This is a genomic window from Brevundimonas vancanneytii (genome assembly GCF_901421975.1).
Classification (GTDB): domain Bacteria; phylum Pseudomonadota; class Alphaproteobacteria; order Caulobacterales; family Caulobacteraceae; genus Brevundimonas; species Brevundimonas diminuta.
Genome location: NZ_LR588407.1, coordinates 2,496,052 through 2,512,309, shown reverse-complemented (window position 1 = coordinate 2,512,309; position 16,258 = coordinate 2,496,052). Strand labels below are relative to the sequence as shown.

Annotated in this window: 10 protein-coding genes and 2 pseudogenes; 8 read left to right on the top strand and 4 right to left on the bottom strand. The window is 65.7% G+C overall.

Translation table 11 applies throughout. The features are described 5' to 3' along the window. The first annotated feature begins 1 nt into the window (after window position 1). Together FGL25_RS12470 and FGL25_RS12465 are read left to right on the top strand one after the other, a co-directional pair. Window positions 2-3,892: a non-ribosomal peptide synthetase gene (locus FGL25_RS12470; protein WP_138141863.1), complete on the top strand. Its 3,891-nt coding sequence runs from the start codon at window positions 2-4 to the stop codon at window positions 3,890-3,892. Then, window positions 3,889-4,674 (top strand): 2,3-dihydro-2,3-dihydroxybenzoate dehydrogenase, encoded by a 786-nt coding sequence (locus FGL25_RS12465; RefSeq protein WP_138141862.1) that lies wholly within the window; start codon window positions 3,889-3,891, stop codon window positions 4,672-4,674. Before FGL25_RS12470 ends, FGL25_RS12465 begins: the two co-directional genes overlap by 4 nt. A 21-nt stretch (window positions 4,675-4,695) precedes the next feature. Here FGL25_RS12465 and FGL25_RS12460 read toward each other — a convergent pair whose 3' ends face one another. The 3 genes from FGL25_RS12460 to FGL25_RS12450 all read right to left on the bottom strand — a co-directional run bounded on the left by FGL25_RS12460 (window position 4,696) and on the right by FGL25_RS12450 (window position 8,622). After that, window positions 4,696-5,847 (bottom strand): amidohydrolase, encoded by a 1,152-nt coding sequence (locus FGL25_RS12460; RefSeq protein ID WP_252970167.1) that lies wholly within the window; start codon window positions 5,845-5,847, stop codon window positions 4,696-4,698. Window positions 5,848-6,094: 247 nt separating this feature from the next. Then, window positions 6,095-7,048, bottom strand: coding sequence for a hypothetical protein (locus FGL25_RS12455; RefSeq protein ID WP_138141860.1), 954 nt, complete (start codon window positions 7,046-7,048; stop codon window positions 6,095-6,097). Window positions 7,049-7,050: 2 nt separating this feature from the next. Next, on the bottom strand, window positions 7,051-8,622 hold the full coding sequence (locus FGL25_RS12450) for a hypothetical protein (RefSeq protein ID WP_138141859.1): 1,572 nt from the start codon (window positions 8,620-8,622) through the stop codon (window positions 7,051-7,053). Window positions 8,623-8,722: 100 nt separating this feature from the next. On the opposite strand from FGL25_RS12450, the gene FGL25_RS12445 reads away from it, so the two are divergent. The 6 genes and pseudogenes from FGL25_RS12445 to FGL25_RS12425 all read left to right on the top strand — a co-directional run bounded on the left by FGL25_RS12445 (window position 8,723) and on the right by FGL25_RS12425 (window position 14,472). Beyond that, window positions 8,723-9,415 carry an IS6 family transposase gene (locus FGL25_RS12445; protein ID WP_138141858.1) on the top strand — a complete coding sequence of 231 codons (693 nt, stop codon included), beginning with the start codon at window positions 8,723-8,725 and terminating at the stop codon, window positions 9,413-9,415. Between the two features lie 114 nt (window positions 9,416-9,529). Continuing rightward, a pseudogene (locus FGL25_RS17635) lies at window positions 9,530-10,165 on the top strand (oleate hydratase); the annotation flags it as partial. Between the two features lie 91 nt (window positions 10,166-10,256). Continuing rightward, window positions 10,257-11,349 (top strand): annotated as a pseudogene (locus FGL25_RS18010) (oleate hydratase). Then, complete coding sequence (locus tag FGL25_RS12435) at window positions 11,346-12,233, top strand: 3-hydroxyacyl-CoA dehydrogenase (protein ID WP_016448220.1); 888 nt, start codon at window positions 11,346-11,348, stop codon at window positions 12,231-12,233. Before FGL25_RS18010 ends, FGL25_RS12435 begins: the two are co-directional and overlap by 4 nt. A gap of 186 nt (window positions 12,234-12,419) precedes the next feature. Next, window positions 12,420-13,112: an IS6 family transposase gene (locus FGL25_RS12430; RefSeq protein WP_138141857.1), complete on the top strand. Its 693-nt coding sequence runs from the start codon at window positions 12,420-12,422 to the stop codon at window positions 13,110-13,112. A 64-nt stretch (window positions 13,113-13,176) separates the two neighbouring features. Next, complete coding sequence (locus tag FGL25_RS12425; protein WP_290125529.1) at window positions 13,177-14,472, top strand: recombinase family protein; 1,296 nt, start codon at window positions 13,177-13,179, stop codon at window positions 14,470-14,472. A gap of 467 nt (window positions 14,473-14,939) precedes the next feature. On the opposite strand, the gene FGL25_RS12420 is transcribed toward FGL25_RS12425, so the two are convergent. Next, window positions 14,940-16,217 (bottom strand): hypothetical protein, encoded by a 1,278-nt coding sequence (locus FGL25_RS12420; RefSeq protein WP_138141855.1) that lies wholly within the window; start codon window positions 16,215-16,217, stop codon window positions 14,940-14,942. Between the last annotated feature and the right edge of the window lie 41 nt (window positions 16,218-16,258).

The following is a 16,258-nucleotide window of genomic DNA, read 5'->3' as shown; positions in this document are numbered from 1 at the left end:
CATGGACGACGGACGCATGGCGGCGGCGCTGGAACATCCGCTGACGGAAGCCCAATCCGGCCTGTGGTTCGCCCAGAGGCTGGACCCGGCCAATCCGATCTTCAACACGGCCCACTATCTCGACATCCGGGGCGATCTGGACGTCGAGGCCTTCCGCGCCGCCGTCGACAAGACCGCCGCCGAGGCCGAGGCCCTGTCGCTGCGTTTCGTCGAGAAGAACGGAGAGGTGTTCCAGACCCTCGACCCGACCCATCGGCCTCTGTTGCAGATCGTCGACGTGTCCGCCGCCGCCGATCCGGTCGCTGAGGCCATGGCCGCCATGCGCCGCGATCATGAGACGCCGCTGGACCCGACGCGCGACCCGCTGGCCGCCAACATCCTGTTCCGCATGGGGCCGCAACGCTTCCTTTGGAGCCTGCGCGTTCACCATCTGGCCACCGACGGCTTCGGCATGGCCCTGCTGACCAACCGCGTGGCCGAACTCTACAACGCCGCGCGCGGCGGCCCGGCGCCCGGTCCAGCCTTCAACGCCATCGCCCGGGTGTGGGAAGAAGACGCCGCCTATCGCGCCTCCGAAAAGCGCGCGGCCGACGCGGCCTACTGGCGCGAGATCATGGGCGACGCGCCCGAGGTCGCCTCCCTGGCGCCGGGCAAGGCCACGACCGCCCACCGCTTCCACCGCATCGAGCGCGCCCTGCCGCCGCAGGTCACAGCCCGCCTGCGCGCCCGCGCCGAGGCCGGGCGCCTGTCATGGCCCGACGTGCTGACGGCCATCGGGGCCGCCTATGTCCGCCGCTTCTCGGGCGCGGAAGAGGCCGTGATCGGCGTGCCGTGGATGGGCCGCATGGGCAGCGCCTCGGCACGCACGCCCGCCATGATCATGAACGTCCCGCCGCTGCGCCTGACGCTGGACGAGGACGCCCCGCTGGACGAACAGCTGATCCTGGCCTCCAAGGCTCTGATCAAGACCCGCCGCCACGGCCGTTACCGCAGCGAGCAACTGCGGCGCGACCTGGGCCTGATCGGCGGGGCGCGGCGCCTGTACGGGCCGCTGGTCAATGTCCTGCCGTTCGACCTGCCGCCGCGCTTTGCGGGACTGGACACGACGCTGAAGGTGCTGGGCACCGGCCCGGTGGACGACATCAGCTTCACCTTCCGCGGCGACGCCGCCCCGGCTCTGACGCTGGAGGTCGACGCCAACCCCGACCTCTATACGCTGGAGGAGGCCGCCGCCCACGCAGAGCGTCTGGCCGCCTTCCTCACCAACGCGCTGGACGCCGAGACGCTGGGCGAGGTTCCCATCGCCACGCCGAGCGAGGCCGCGCGCGAACTGGAAGCCTTCAACGCCACCGCCCATCCGGTCCCCGACACGACGCTGACCTCCCTGCTGGAGGCGGCCATGCAGGCGACGCCGCACGCCCCGGCGCTGACCTTCGGCGAGCAGACCCTGACCTACGCCGAACTGGATCGCCGCACGGCGGCGCTGGCCTCGGCGCTGGCGGCGCGCGGCGTGGGGCGCGAGAGTCTCGTCGCCGTCGCCCTGCCGCGTTCGCTGGAACTGGTGATCGCGCTGGTCGCGACCTTACGCGCAGGCGGGGCCTATCTGCCGCTCGATCTGGAGCATCCGGCCGAGCGCATCGCCGCCATCGTCCGCGCCGCCGGTCCGAGCGTCGTGCTGGCCCATGAAGACATCGGCGACGCGTTCGGCGCGGCCCTGCTGGCGCCCGCCGACTGGCCGCTGGACGGGCCTGCCCCTGCCGTCGCGCAAGGGGGCGAGGACGCCGCCTATGTCATCTACACCTCGGGGTCGACCGGCGATCCCAAGGGGGTGCTGGTCGAGCATCGCGCCATCGTCAACCGCCTGCTGTGGATGCAGGCGCAATACGGCATCGGCGCCCAGACCCGCATCCTGCAGAAGACGCCCGCCACCTTCGACGTGTCGGTGTGGGAGTTCTTCCTGGCGCTGATCTCGGGCGGCGAACTGGTCGTGGCCCCGCCCGGCGCGCACCGCGATCCGGCCGCCATCGCCGGGCTGATCCGCCGCCATGCGATCACCGACCTGCACTTCGTCCCGTCCATGCTGTCGGCCTTTCTGGCCGATCCGGCGGCCAAGGGGATCGCGGTCGCCCACGTCTTCTGCAGCGGCGAGGAGCTTCCCGCCGAACTGCGCGACCGCTTCCACCAGACGGTGAGCGCCGAACTGCACAACCTCTACGGCCCGACCGAGGCGGCGGTGGACGTCAGCTATTGGGCCGCCGGTCCGGACGATACGTCGCGCCCCATGCCGATCGGCTGGCCGGTGTGGAACACGCGGCTGGTCATTCTGGACGAGCGGCTGCGCCCCGTGGCGCCCGGCATGGGCGGCCATCTGCATCTGGGCGGCGTTCAGCTGGCGCGCGGCTATCTGAACCGGCCCGACCTGACCGAGGACCGCTTCATACCCGACCCGCACCATCCGGGCCAGCGGCTGTATCGCACCGGCGACGTGGCGCGCAGGCGGGCCGACGGGGCGGTGGTCTATCTGGGCCGCAGCGACCATCAGGTGAAGATCCGCGGCCTGCGCATCGAACTGGGCGAGATCGAAGCCGCCGTCATCGCCAGCGGTCTGGCGCGCGAGACGGTGGTGCTGGCGCGCGAAGACCGCCCCGGCGAGCGCCGTCTGGTCGCCTATCTGGTCCCGGCCGAGGGCTACGACCCCGCCGCGCTGAAGGCAAAGCTGGCGGCGCGCCTGCCCGACTACATGGTCCCGGCCGCCATCGTGGCGCTGGACGCCCTGCCGACGACCTCCAACGGCAAGCTGGACCGCAAGGCGCTGCCCGCCCCGGTGTTCGAGGCCGCAGCGGGTCGGGCGGCCGAAACGCCGACCGAGAAAATCATCGCCGAACTGTTCGCCGAGACGCTGGGCCGGGCCGAACCGGCGGGCGCCGACGACGACTTCTTCACCCTGGGCGGGGACTCCCTGCTGGCGGTGCATCTGATGATGCTGATCCGCGAGCGGCTGGGGCGCGATCCCGGGCTGGGCGCCCTGTTCGACCGGCCGCGTGTGGCCGAACTGGCCGCCCTGATCGACGCCGAGGCGCTGGACTTCGACAACGGCCTTGGCGTGCTGATCCGTCTGGCCGAGGGTGATCCGGCCCTGCCGCCGCTGTTCCTGATCCATCCGGCGGGGGGGCTGTCGTGGGGCTATCGCACCCTGGCGCGCGCCCTGTCGCCGCGCCGCACGGTGTGGGGCGTGCAGTCGCCTGCGTTGGACCCGGCCAACGCCCTGCCGGACGGGATCGACGCGCTGGCGTCGGTCTATGTCGATCACATTCTGGCCTTGGGCGCGCCCGGCCCTGTCCACATCGCCGGCTGGTCCGTCGGCGGCATCATCGCCCAGGCGGCGGCGGTCGAACTGGAGCGGCGCGGGGTCAAGGTCGGGCTGATGGCCATGCTGGATTCCTATCCGGCCGAGTGCTGGCGCGCCGAGCCTGACCCGGATCCGGTCGACGCCATGCGCGCCCTTCTGGCCATCGCCGGCTATGACCCGACCCAGTATCCCGAACTGCGCAGCCGCGCGGCCATTGTCGCCTTCCTGAAGGCGGGCGACAGCGCGCTGGGCGGCCTGCCCGAGGCGGCGCTGGACGGAGTGATCCGCGTGGTGCTGGACACCAACCGCCTGGTCCGCGAACACCATCACAAGCCCTTCGGCGGCCGCACCACCCACGTCCGCGCGGCGCTGGATCACAAGGATCGCGACCTGACGCCCGGCCTGTGGCGCCCTTACGCCGCCGATCTGGACGTGGTGGAGGTTCCCTTCCTGCACCCGCAACTCACCGGCCCGGCGGCGACGGCCCTGATCGCCCCGGCGCTGGACGCCCGCATGACCGCTTTCGAGGAGACCGCACGATGAGAGACAGCGGACTGTCCGGCCGTCTGGCCCTGGTCACGGGCGCGGGCGGGGGCATCGGCGCCGCCGTGGTGCGCCTGCTGGTCGAGGAGGGCGCGCGCGTGGTCGCGACCGACCTGCCGTCCACCGCCCTGTCGGGTCTGGCCTTCCTGAACGGCGTGCGCGTCGAGCCGCTCGACGTGTCCGACGGCGCGGCGGTCGAGGCCCTGTTCGACCGCATCGAGGCCGAGGACGGCCCGATCGACTTTGTCGCCAGCGTGGCGGGCGTTCTGTCCAATGTGACGGTCGATCAGACCTCCGACGCCGAATGGCGCCGCGTCTTTGCGGTCAATGCGGACGGGGTCTTCCATCTGGGCCGCGCGGCGTCGCGCCGGATGGGCGAGCGAGGCCCAAAAGATAAGAAAAACCGCGCCTTCGTCACCGTCAGCTCCAACGCGGCGGGCGTGCCGCGTCATGCGATGGCGGCCTATGCCGCGTCCAAGGCGGCGGCGACCATGTTCACCCGCTGTCTGGGGCTCGAGCTGGGGCCCAAGGGCGTCCGCTGCAACATCGTCGCCCCCGGCTCGACCCTGACGTCGATGCAGACCGGAATGTGGGCCGATGAGGACGGCGCCGCCCGCGTCATCGCCGGTTCGCCCGAGACGTTCAAGGCGGGCATCCCGCTGCAGAAGCTGGCGACGCCCGAAGACATCGCCGAGGCGGTGGTCTTCCTGCTGTCCGACCGCGCCGCCCACATCACCATGACGGATCTCTACGTCGACGGCGGGGCCACGCTGCGCGCCTGATCCCGCCGCCCTGACCTGCCTTCAGGACAGCTTCGCCTCGACGATCCGGGCGAAGACCGAGGCCACGTTCGGCAGCAGGTCGTCGTTGAAGTCATAGGCCGTCTGGTGGACCATCGTCCCGCCCTGTCCGACGAAGAAGTAAGCGCCCGGCGCGATCTGCAACATATAGGCGAAGTCGTCGGTGAACGGGTACGGCTTCAGGTCGCGATGCACCTTGTCCGCGCCGAACACGCCGCCCGCCGCCGCCGCCGCCACATTGGCCTGAGCGGCGGCGTTGAAGACGGGCGGTACGCCCGCCGTCTCGCGCACCGTGACGGTGCAGCCGGTCATGACGCCGACGCCTGTGCAGATGTCCTGAAGCTTCTGCCACATCGTTTCGATCACGTCGGATGAGGTGGCGCGCAGGGTGCCCGCCAGACTGGCTTCGTGCGGCACGACGTTGTGCGACGATCCGGCCTGAAGCTTGGTCACGGTGATCAGGGCGGGCTCCATCGGGTCGACATGACGGCCGACGATGGACGAGATTTCCGAAGCCACGCGCACGGCGGCCTGAACGGGGTCTTTCGTCTTGTGCGGGGCGGCGCCGTGGCCGCCGACGCCCTGAATGTCGATCTTCCACACCTTATAGCCGTTCATGGTCGGGCCGGTGTGGACCGCCGCCTCGCCCAGCGGCAGCAGCGGCATGTTGTGATAGCCATAGACCTCGTCGCACGGATAGCGGTCGAACAGGCCGTCCTTGATCATGGCGACGGCGCCCAGGCCCGTCTCTTCCGCCGGTTGGAAGATCAGCACCACCCGCCCGCGCGCGGGCGGGTTGGCGGCCAGATGGCGCGCCACGCCCAGCAGGGTCGCCGTATGGCCGTCGTGGCCGCAGGCGTGCGAGACGCCGGGCCTGGTCGAGGCATGGGAGACGTTGCTGTCGTCGTTCATGGGCAGGGCGTCCATGTCGGCGCGCAGGCCGATGGACGGGCCGGGGTCGCGCCCTTCGACGACGGCGACCACGCCTTCTCCGCCGATGCCGCTCTCGGGCTTGAGGCCCAGCCCTTCCAGCACGTCGAACACCAGCTTTGCGGTACGCGACTCCTGACCGGACAGTTCCGGGTGGGCGTGGATGTCCCGCCGCCAGGCGGTCATGTCAGCAGCCAGAGCGGCGAGAGCAGGCAAGGGCGTCATGGGGTCGCGCATCCGTCGAAAAAGGGGAGGCGACGAGGTTAGCATCGCCGCTTTCGAAACGACATAGCGGCCGCCTGCCCTGAGCGCAGGGCGATGAGGCGGATATTGATTGAGGCGGCGGACAGAGAGGGGAACCGAAAACTACATTTTTCCGCGACTTAAACTACATTTTTCCGCGACTTATCGCCCCGAGCGGGAGGCGAGCGGAGCATGAGCTATTCAATTCCCGACAATGCCGTGCTCCGGCCTAGATCGGCGCTACGGTCAACTCGATAAGGTCAGAGTAGAGGCCGGCCCGGCGGCGCGCGGTTTCGCCCACCTGCAGTTGCAGGTCATAGGCGTCTTCGCCCAGGCCGGTGCCCTTGCGGCTTTCCACCTGACCGCCCGTGCCCAGGTTGATGGGACGGTTGCCCAGGCTCAGGCGATAGGGCACCCACCAGGACGAGTCCTCGGCCAGCACCAAGCGGCCCTTGTTGCGCGACGACACCGCGACGCGATAGCCGCCGGTGCTCTTGACCCACACCTGCAGCGGCAGATTGGTCCCGCCTTCGGCCAGTTCGCCCAGTTCGATCCGGCCGCCGCCGTCCGTGCGGGTGAATGCGCCGCGCAGGCCCATGACGGCCGACGGCTGGACGTTGAGCGCAAGCACCAGCAGCTTGTCTGCTGAAATGCGGTTGTCCTTGGCGCGGAAGGCGAATTGCACCGGCTGTTCGAACAGGCCGTCCTGGCTGAGTTGATCGACATCGACTTCGAGACGATAGCGGCGCAGGACGCGCGCGCCCGGCTGAAGCGCCAAGGCCGCGCCGCCTGGGCGGGCTTGGGATCGGCCCGCGACCGGGGTCAGGTTCGCCGCCGAAAACTCGTCCGTCAGGCTGTAGGGCAGGGTGGACCAGCGGCCGCTCGGTCCGGTGGTCGGCCGCAAGCCGAACGGCTGGCCTACGGTGGTGACTTCCACCTCGCCCTCGCAGGCGGCCGCGCCGTCGTTGGACCAGGCGATGTCGAAAGTGGCGAAGGCCGCATCGTCGCCATAGGGATCATAGCCGCGGATCTCCCACCGCGCCTGCTGCGGCTCGATCCGCATCTGGCAGCCGGGGGCGGCGGGCCGCGACGCCTGCGCCGTGGCGGCTCCGGCCGCCGCGAGCGATGCGATCAGCGCCATGCCGGCGAAGGCGGACGACGCACGTTTTTGAAGAACGCTCATGCTCAATCTCCTTCAGGCGCAGCGATGTCGACGTGGATGACGCGCAGATTGTAGAGGCCGTCGTTGTCGGCCGGGACGGTGAAGTCGAAGCCGCCCCTGGGGTCAGTGAAGAGTTCGACGCGATAGCGCCCGCCCGGCTTCAGCCCCTGGACGGCGAAGCGGCCGACGCTGTTGGTGAAGAAGGGCTGGGAAGCGGCGTCGGGTTCGTCCAGGGCGATCACACGCCCGCCGATCAGCGACAACGGCGCCGGGCCCGCGGCTCCGCGCCCGGTGACGGAGCCCACGGCGCTGACGAAGGCGTCCGAACCGATCTCGAAGGCGTAGCCGCTGCGATAGGCCGGCCGCACCCGCCGTACGCCCTCGCCGATGTCATAGCCGGCGGGCACGTCGATGACGTCGTAGTAGACGGAATCGTTCACATACGACCCCAGGTAGGGATAGAGCACCGGACCCAGCGGCCCGCTGGCGGCCGAGTAGCGGCCGTCGCGCAGGACTTCGCCGGCGATGACCGGACGATCTTCCAGGCTCGGGTGGCCGTACAGGATGGCGAAGCTGTCGGCGACGCGCCGGCCGATGGCGGCCTTGCCGCCCGCGAAGGCGATGGCGGTAGAGACGCTGGCGGTCGTGACCTGCTGGTCGCTGATCGAGCCGAAGTCCTGACCGTATCCGGCGTGCGAGATCGAGGCGTTGAAGCGGTTGCCGACATAGTCGACGCCGCCCAGAAGGCTGGCGGGACCGTCGTCATAGGTGGCGATGGCGGAATAGCCGATCGAACCGGCCAGGTTCTCCGGGATCTTGTAGAAGGAGGCGGAGGCGCTGTTCAGGTTGGAATCGTAGCGTGCGTCGGCGCGTACGTCGCTGGACGGCCGCCAGGTCAGGGCGAAGGTGAAGCCCCACCCGTCGCGGTCGCGGCGGCCGCCGGGCGTGTCTTCGTACTTGAGGTAGTTCACTCCCGCCTGAGCGCTCCACTGACGGTTGATGGCGTAGTTGGCCGTCAGGTCCGAGCGGAAGGAATCGCCCAGGCCCGCGCTATCCCGCGACTTGTTGTAGGCCAGGCCCACGCTGCCGTAGAGGCGGTCGGAGAAGACGCGCGAGTACTGGCCGTAGGCCTGCCAGGCGATGGGGTTGGAGGCGTCCGGGTCCGAAAGCGTCGCAAAGCCTTCCGACACATGTTCGAACTGAACCGTGAAGAAGTCCGACGTCGTGGGGCGGTCGATATAGAAATCATAGGCTGCGACAAGGGCGTAGCCGCCGCCGGCCGTGTCGCTGTTGCTGGCGCCGACCTGGAAGTTCAGGCGAGAGCCGTTGCGCAGGATGAACTGGGTCTGGGCGTTGGCCATCTGGACCCGTTCGCTGGCCTGCAGGCCGACGCCCAGGGCGGGTTTGTCGATGAAGGCCTTGCGCCAGTAGCCCGTGAAGGCGAGGTCGCCGTCCGAATAGTCCGGCTGGCCGAAGCTGGGACGTCCGGCCACCCCGAGATATCCGCCGTATTCGTACTCGCCGGGATCGAGGTCGATCGAGTCGATATAGGCGCTGTAGCGATAAGATTGGGAAGCGCCCGATCCGTCGACCACGACGACTTCCAGGTCGTTGCTCCCGGTCTGGGTGCTGTCAGTCTAACGATAAAGGTGCTCCACTTCGAAGGCTGCAAGCCATTGGTGGAGAAGGCGTTTTATGAAACCGCTATCGTTTAAGCGACACCGCTTCCCAAGCGAAGTGATCCGTCATGCCGTGTGGTTGTACTTTCGCTTCAATCTTAGCTTCCGTGACGTCGAGGAATTGATGGCGCAACGCGGAATTGACGTCAGCTACGAAACGATCCGGTGCTGGACGATCAAGTTCGGGCATCTGATTGCACGGCGGCTGAAGAAACGGAGAGTGCCTCCGACTGGCCGTTGGCATCTCGATGAAATGGTCTGCAAGATCGGAGGACGGCGCATGTATCTGTGGCGCGCAGTCGACGACGAAGGCGAGGTTTTAGACGTCGTTGTCCAGCGCCGGCGGGACACAGAGGCGGCTTTGAAGCTGATCAAACGTCTTTTACGCAACCAACCTATCGAGCCGGAAACCATCACAACGGATGGGCTGGCATCGTACGGTGCGGCGCTTGATCAGTTGGAACTGCGGCACCTTCATCGCCCTGGCCGGCTACGAGACAATAACCGCGTTGAGAACTCGCATCTGCCGATCCGACGACGGGAACGACAGCAGCAGAGGTTCAAATCTCAAGCCTCAGCGCAAAGATTTCTCACAACCCACGCGGCGATCTACAACACCTTCAACATCCAACGTCATCTGATCAGCAGGTCCACGCTTCGTCGCTTTCGTGCCGATGCAGATACTGCTTGGACGGCGGCTGTCGTCTGATAACGCGTGGGGTAGGGGTCTTTCGACTTCGCTTAGTTAAGCTGACAGCACCAATCAGGAATCGAATTCAAATATCAGATGATATACATTACCGTGGGAGTGACCTTTCGCTAGATCGATGACCTTGAACTTCCCCGACTGGAGTCCGTACATGTATTACAGCAGTGGCAATTACGAAGCCTTCGCCCGCCCGCGCAAGCCAGACGGGGGTCGACGGGCAAATCCGCATGGTTCGTCGGCTCCGGCCTGGCCTCGCTGGCCGGCGCCGCCTTCCTGATCCGCGATGGCCAGATGCCGGGCGAGCGCATCACCATCCTGGAACGCATCGACGTGCCGGGCGGCGCACTGGATGGACTTGAGAAGCCGGACAAGGGCTTCGTGATCCGCGGCGGCCGCGAGATGGAGAACCATTTCGAATGCCTGTGGGATCTGTTCCGCAGCATTCCCTCGCTGGAAGTCGAGGGGGCCAGCGTGCTCGACGAGTTCTACTGGCTGAACAAGGACGACCCCAATTTCTCCCTGCAGCGCGCCACCATCGAACAGGGCAAGCCTGCGCCCGACATGGGCAAGTTCACGCTCAGCAAGGCCGCGCAGAAGGACATGCTCAAGGTCTTCATGGCCACGCGCGAGGAGATGGAGAACAAGCGCATCAACGAGGTGTTCGGTGAGGACTTCCTCGCCAGCAACTTCTGGATGTACTGGCGCACCATGTTCGCGTTCGAAGAGTGGCATTCGGCGCTGGAAATGAAGCTCTATCTGCACCGCTTCATCCACCACATCGGCGGTCTGGCGGATTTTTTCCGCGTTGAAGTTCACCCGCTTCAACCAGTACGAATCGCTGGTGCTGCCATTGGTGAAGTGGTTGAAGGACCAGGGCGTGGTGTTCCAGTACTGCACCGAGGTGACAGATGTCGATTTCGACATCGATGCCACCAACGGACGCAAGCAGGCCACGCGCATCCACTGGAACCGCGACGGCCAGCCCGGTGGCATGGCACTCGGCCCCGATGACCTGTTGTTCATGACCATCGGCTCGCTGGTGGAAAACAGCAACGAGGGCGACCACAAGACCGCGGCGCTGCTGGACGAAGGCCCGGCACCGGCTTGGGATCTGTGGCGGCGCATCGCGGCAAGGATCCGTCGTTCGGGCGGCCCGACGTGTTCGGCACGCACATTCCGGAGACCAAATGGGAATCCGCCACCATCACCACGCTGGACGCGCGTATCCCGAAGTACATCGAGAAGATCGCCAAGCGCGACCCGTTCAGCGGCAAGGTGGTGACCGGCGGGATTGTCACCGTCAAGGATTCCAGCTGGCTGCTGAGCTGGACGGTGAACCGCCAGCCGCACTTCAAGAAGCAGCCCAAGGACCAGGTCGTGATCTGGCTCTATGGCCTGTTCGCGACGTGCCGGGGGATTACGTCAAGAAGCCGATGCAGGACTGCACCGGCGAGGAAATCACCCAGGAATGGCTGTATCACATGGGTGTGCCGGTTGAGGACATCGCGGAGCTTGCAGCCACGGGAGCCAACACCGTGCCGGTGATGATACCGTACATCACCGCCTTCTTCATGCCGCGTCAAGCCGGTGATCGCCCTGACGTGGTGCCAGCGGGCGCTGTGAACTTCGCATTCATCGGCCAGTTCGCGGAGTCGAAGCAACGCGACTGTATCTTCACCACCGAGTACTCGGTGCGCACGCCGATGGAAGCGGTCTACACGCTGTTGGGCATTGAACGCGGCGTGCCGGAAGTGTTCAATTCCACCTACGACATCCGCACCCTGCTGGATGCACTGCACCAGCTGCGCGATGGCGAAGAATTGGCGTTGCCGGGCCCGTCGTTCCTGCGCGACCGCGTGTTGGCCAGGCTCGACCGCACCGAGATCGGTGCATTGCTCCACGACGCCGGCCTGCTGGCCGGGGAGGACGCATGAACATGACACAGGACACCACAAAGACCGTCGCCTCGCCCTCCGGCCTGCAGCGGGTGACCGTGCTGGGCACTGGCGTGCTCGGCGCGCAGATCGCCTTCCAGTGCGCCTTTCACGGCAAGAGCGTCACGGCGTACGACATTGACGCAGCAGCGCTGGAGCGTGCCCGCGACGCCCTGACGCGATTGGCTCAGACATATGCCGCCGACCTGCCGGGGACGACGCCCGAGGCGACCACCAGGGTCGCGGCGGCCATCGCACTGAGCAGCGACCTTGCGCAGGCCGTGCGCGACGCGGACCTGGTAATTGAAGCGGTGCCGGAGAAGCTGGAACTCAAGCGCTCAGTCTATGCCGAACTCGCCAGGCTGGCGCGCGAAGGCACCATCTTCGCCACCAACTCCTCCACGCTGCTGCCCAGTGCATTCGCGGATGCGACGGGCCGGCCGGAGAAGTTCCTGGCGTTGCATTTCGCCAATCACATCTGGCGCCAGAACACAGCGGAAGTGATGGGTACGCCGCAGACCGATCCTGAGGTGTTCGAGCAGGTGGCGCGCTTCGCTGCGGAAATCGGCATGGAACCGATCCGACTGCACAAGGAGCAGCCGGGTTACGTGCTGAATTCGCTGCTGGTGCCGTTGCTCAACGCGGCCGCCGCCTTGTTGTTGAAAGGTGTGGCGAGTCCGGAGGACATCGACAAGACCTGGCGAATCGGGACCGGCGCCAAGCTGGGGCCGTTCCAGATCTACGACATTGTCGGCCTGCGCACGGCGTACAACATCGCAAGCGCAAATCCCGCAACGCAGGGCTGGGCCGAATATCTCAAGGTGAACTACATCGACAAGGGTCGCCTGGGCGCCGGTGCGGGGGGTGGCTTCTACGATGATTGACGCCATGTCCGCCGCCCGTGCGTGCTCCGTCGGGAACGGTCACCGCACGCTGACGGCGTCCTGTGCAAGGCGGTGGCATACTGCCGCCCCGTCGCGCCGGAGCCGGCCGTGAGCCAGGTGCTGTCAGTCTAGCGCTAAAGGTGCTCCACTTCGAAGGCTTCAAGCCATTGGTGGAGAAGGCGTTTTATGAAACCGCTATCGTTTAAGCGACATCGCTTTCCAGGCGAAGTGATCCGTCATGCCGTGTGGTTGTATTTTCGCTTTAATCTTAGCTTCCGCGACGTCGAGGAACTGATGGCGCAACGCGGAATCGACGTCAGCTACGAAACGATCCGGTTCTGGACGATCAAGTTCGGGCCTCTGATTGCACGGCGGCTGAAGAAACGGAGAGTGCCCCCGACAGGCCGTTGGCATCTTGATGAGATGGTTTGCAAGATCGGCGGCCGACGCATGTATCTGTGGCGCGCAGTCGACGACGAAGGCGAGGTTTTAGACGTCATCGTCCAGCGTCGGCGGGACACAGAGGCGGCTTTGAAGCTGATCAAACGTCTTTTACGCAACCAACCTGTCGAGCCGGAATCCATCACAACGGATGGGCTGGCATCGTACGGTGCGGCACTCGATCAGTTGGAACTGCGCCATCTGCATCGCCCTGGCAGGCTTCGTGACAACAACCGCGTTGAGAACTCGCATCTGCCGATCCGACGACGGGAACGGCAGATGCAGCGGTTCAAATCCCAAGCCTCAGCCCAGAGATTTCTCACAACCCACGCAGCGATCTACAATACCTTCAACATCCAACGCCATTTTATCAGCAGATCCATACTTCGTCGTTTTCGCGTCGATGCAGATACCGCTTGGGTGGCGGCTGTCGCTTGAAAATGACCAGGGTAGGGTGGTTCTCAACCGGGTTCAGTTAACCTGACAGCACCACTTCGCCCGCATCGTCGAGCGACTGGACAAGGCTGATGCCTCGTTTGTCTCGGTGACCCAGTCGTTCAACACCACCACCTCGATGGGCCGGCTGACGCTCAATGTGCTGCTTTCGTTCGCTCAGTTCGAGCGGGAGGTCACCGGAGAGCGAATCCGCGACAAGATCGCGATGTCCAAGAAGAAGGGCATGTGGATGGGAGGCGTCCCACCGCTGGGTTACGATATCCCGACCGACCCGACGACCCGCGCCCTGGTGATTCATCAGGCTGACGCCGAGCGGGTCCGGTCGATCTTCCAGCTCTACCTTAAGCTGGGCACGGTCTCGGCCCTCGAGCAGCACATCGCGGCTGAGGGTTGGCGCACGCGCGAGCGGGTGAGCCGAAGGGGCGTTCCGTCCGGCGGGGCGCCTTACAGTCGAGGCATGCTCTTCCACCTCCTGAAGAACCGGGTCTATGTCGGAGAGATCGTTCACGGCCCGACCTGCGCGCCTGGCCTGCACCAGCCCATCATCGACCAGGCCGTCTTTGACCGGGTGCAGAAGCAACTGGCCAAAAATACCGTCACCCGGGCCGAGCGACCGCGGCGATCCGCCGACCTGAAACTGAAGGGCAAGTTGTTCGACGCTGACGGTCATCCGATGAGCCCTTCCTTCGGATACGGCCGAGGCGGCAAGGTCTACCGCTACTACGTCTCCGCGCCGCTGCAGGCGGGTCACAAGCATAAGCTGGATCGCGACAAGGCCATCCGGCGGGTGACCGCCGAATCGATCCACGAGATCGTCAGCGGCGCTGTCGGGCCTCGGCTCTCCAGGAAAGGAGATGGGATCGACGCCGCCGTCGGCGCCGTGCGCCGGATCGAGATCTTGCCCGACGAGGTTCGGCTCAACCTGATTGCAGACTGCCTCACACCGGCCGGCCGAAAAGGCCTGACGACGCAGGGCGACGAACTGGTCGTGACTGTGCCCATGCGATGCCAGCTCAGGGGCGGGCGGGTCGAGCACATCCTGTCGCCAGGCGCTAAGAGGCAGAGGGTCAGGCGCGATCCGACTTTGATCCGAGGACTGCAGAAGGCTCACCAACTCGCCAAGGCGATGGGCTGGCGCGCGGGCGACGGCGATCTGGCTGAGCTGACCATCAGGCAGCCAGACACGGCCTATGACCGCAAGCTGGTGCGCTTAGCCTTCCTGGCGCCCGACATTCAGCGAGCCATCCTGGCGGGCGAGCAGTCGCCCAGCCTCTCCCTCGCCCGTCTCCTCCACGAGCCGATTCCAACAGATTGGGCCGATCAACGACGCGCCTATGCCTGAGGCCTAGGTGAGCTTCACCTGTTCTGTCTGATATGCGCCTGCTGGCCACCTGCTAGTGACCTGCAAGCCGCCTGATACGCACCTGTTAGGTCGCCTGATAAATAGGTGTTCGCCCATGGGGGTTAAGGCGCTGAAAGCCAGTGCACGCGGGGCTTTGCTCAGCGCAGTGCGACTACGGCAATCCGCCAAAAACACAAGTAACAGGAAAACAGGCAAAGTCCTCCGATCTGAGATCGGCCGGAGACTGGGCCGAGCATGAGCGCGGATGATGGAGGGGAGGGAGGGGGACCCGGTGGCAGCCACAGGACATTGGGCCGGCCAAGGGCCCGCGACGAGCCACCGGCTGGCGTGTGGGGGTAAGAGAGACAAGCTAGCTGGGGTCGGTGGCGGAGGGGATGGGTCTGACGTCCAACCTTCTCCACCTTAAGGGATTGATTTCATTATACAAGATCCCAACAGCTCTCGCTTCAGATCACGAACACCGGCGCGAACCCACCCCCTAGCGTCCTGAAATTTGTGGTCTGGCCTTGATAAAGGCGCGCGGCCACCAGAAGCACCTGCCCATCATAGGTATACAGTCGCACGTCCATTTTGCGCCTCTGGGGTGTCTCGTCGATCTTGATCATGCGCTCGCTGGGGCGGACCAGCGTCTGGGCAACGTATCCGCCTCCCACGATCTCCGCCCAGACTCCTTTCGTCAGCTTGTCGCCACGATATACCGCCTTGCCACCATGTCCTCCTGTCGGCTTGAAGAACAGGTCCTTGCGGGATTTCCAAAGTGCATCAGCGTTGTCGGGATTGACCAGAACGGTGCGTGGAACGGCAGCAAGCCCGGCCCGAATCCCCGGGTCGACTCCCCATGCCTCAAGTGTCGCGGAATTCGAAAGAAGCGAAAGGTTGCGCTTGTCGGCAAGGAGCGCGTGGTTGTGCGGATTCGGCGTTACGACAACCGCGCCATCACGGTAGGATTCCTGCAATGCCTTGTGCTCGGGCTGATCAAAGGCGAAATCGGTGACCCGATTGTAAACGAGATCGATCGTCTTTCCGTCGACGCTGAGCCGACCATCGTCGTAGCTAAGGTGACCGGCGTCGGCGATGACCGCGTCTACCCCTCGTGCCGCCAAAACTTGCCGCGCGAGCACGAACTCGGGATAAAGGTACTGTTCCGGCGGATTGTCATCGATGATGGCGATGCGTTGTGGCGTGCCCGTTCCCCGCTGCCGAATCCATTCGTTCTGGAACATGCGAAACGCCGCGTCCTCGAACGATGGCAGCGCCGGGGGGATATCCATTTCGGCACAACACGCGCGCTGCGCCCTTGCAAGAAAGGCATTGAGAAATGCCCCGCCGGCGTTGGTATTGATCTCGATCAGCCGGGGGCCGTCTTCGCCAAGATGAAAGTCGTAGCCCATCAATGCCCCGATCGGACCGTGATCCGCCCGCGCGATTTCCGGCGCCCAGGAAAGGACCGCGGCTTTGTATGCCGCGAGTTGGGCGGTGGTCTCCACAGCCGCTGCGATGGCGCGCATCTCATCCACGGTGGTGGCCGAAAGGAACACCGGTACGTGCGAGAACAGATGGGCCTTGGGGCGGATGAACGTCTCGAAGAATGCCGGCTCACCGGCCTCGCGCTCCATCGCTTCGCGCAGCGATGGAAGGTCCAGTGTAACGCAGAAGCAGTTCTTGTTGAGTCGGTCCGTGCGGTCCTGAACCCGCTTCGATGAACTGGAGCCGGGATTGTTCATCGAGGGAAAACCCGAGGCGGCGCCAAGATCGAGCGCGCTTC

Coding starts and splice junctions, on each gene's coding strand:
- FGL25_RS12445 (WP_138141858.1), top strand. CDS start 8,723: ATGAAACCGCTATCGTTTAAGCGACACCGCTTCCCAAGCGAAGTGATC.
- FGL25_RS12460 (WP_252970167.1), bottom strand. CDS start 5,847: ATGACGCCCTTGCCTGCTCTCGCCGCTCTGGCTGCTGACATGACCGCC.
- FGL25_RS12435 (WP_016448220.1), top strand. CDS start 11,346: ATGAACATGACACAGGACACCACAAAGACCGTCGCCTCGCCCTCCGGC.
- FGL25_RS12455 (WP_138141860.1), bottom strand. CDS start 7,048: ATGAGCGTTCTTCAAAAACGTGCGTCGTCCGCCTTCGCCGGCATGGCG.
- FGL25_RS12470 (WP_138141863.1), top strand. CDS start 2: ATGGACGACGGACGCATGGCGGCGGCGCTGGAACATCCGCTGACGGAA.
- FGL25_RS12430 (WP_138141857.1), top strand. CDS start 12,420: ATGAAACCGCTATCGTTTAAGCGACATCGCTTTCCAGGCGAAGTGATC.
- FGL25_RS12420 (WP_138141855.1), bottom strand. CDS start 16,217: ATGAACAATCCCGGCTCCAGTTCATCGAAGCGGGTTCAGGACCGCACG.
- FGL25_RS12465 (WP_138141862.1), top strand. CDS start 3,889: ATGAGAGACAGCGGACTGTCCGGCCGTCTGGCCCTGGTCACGGGCGCG.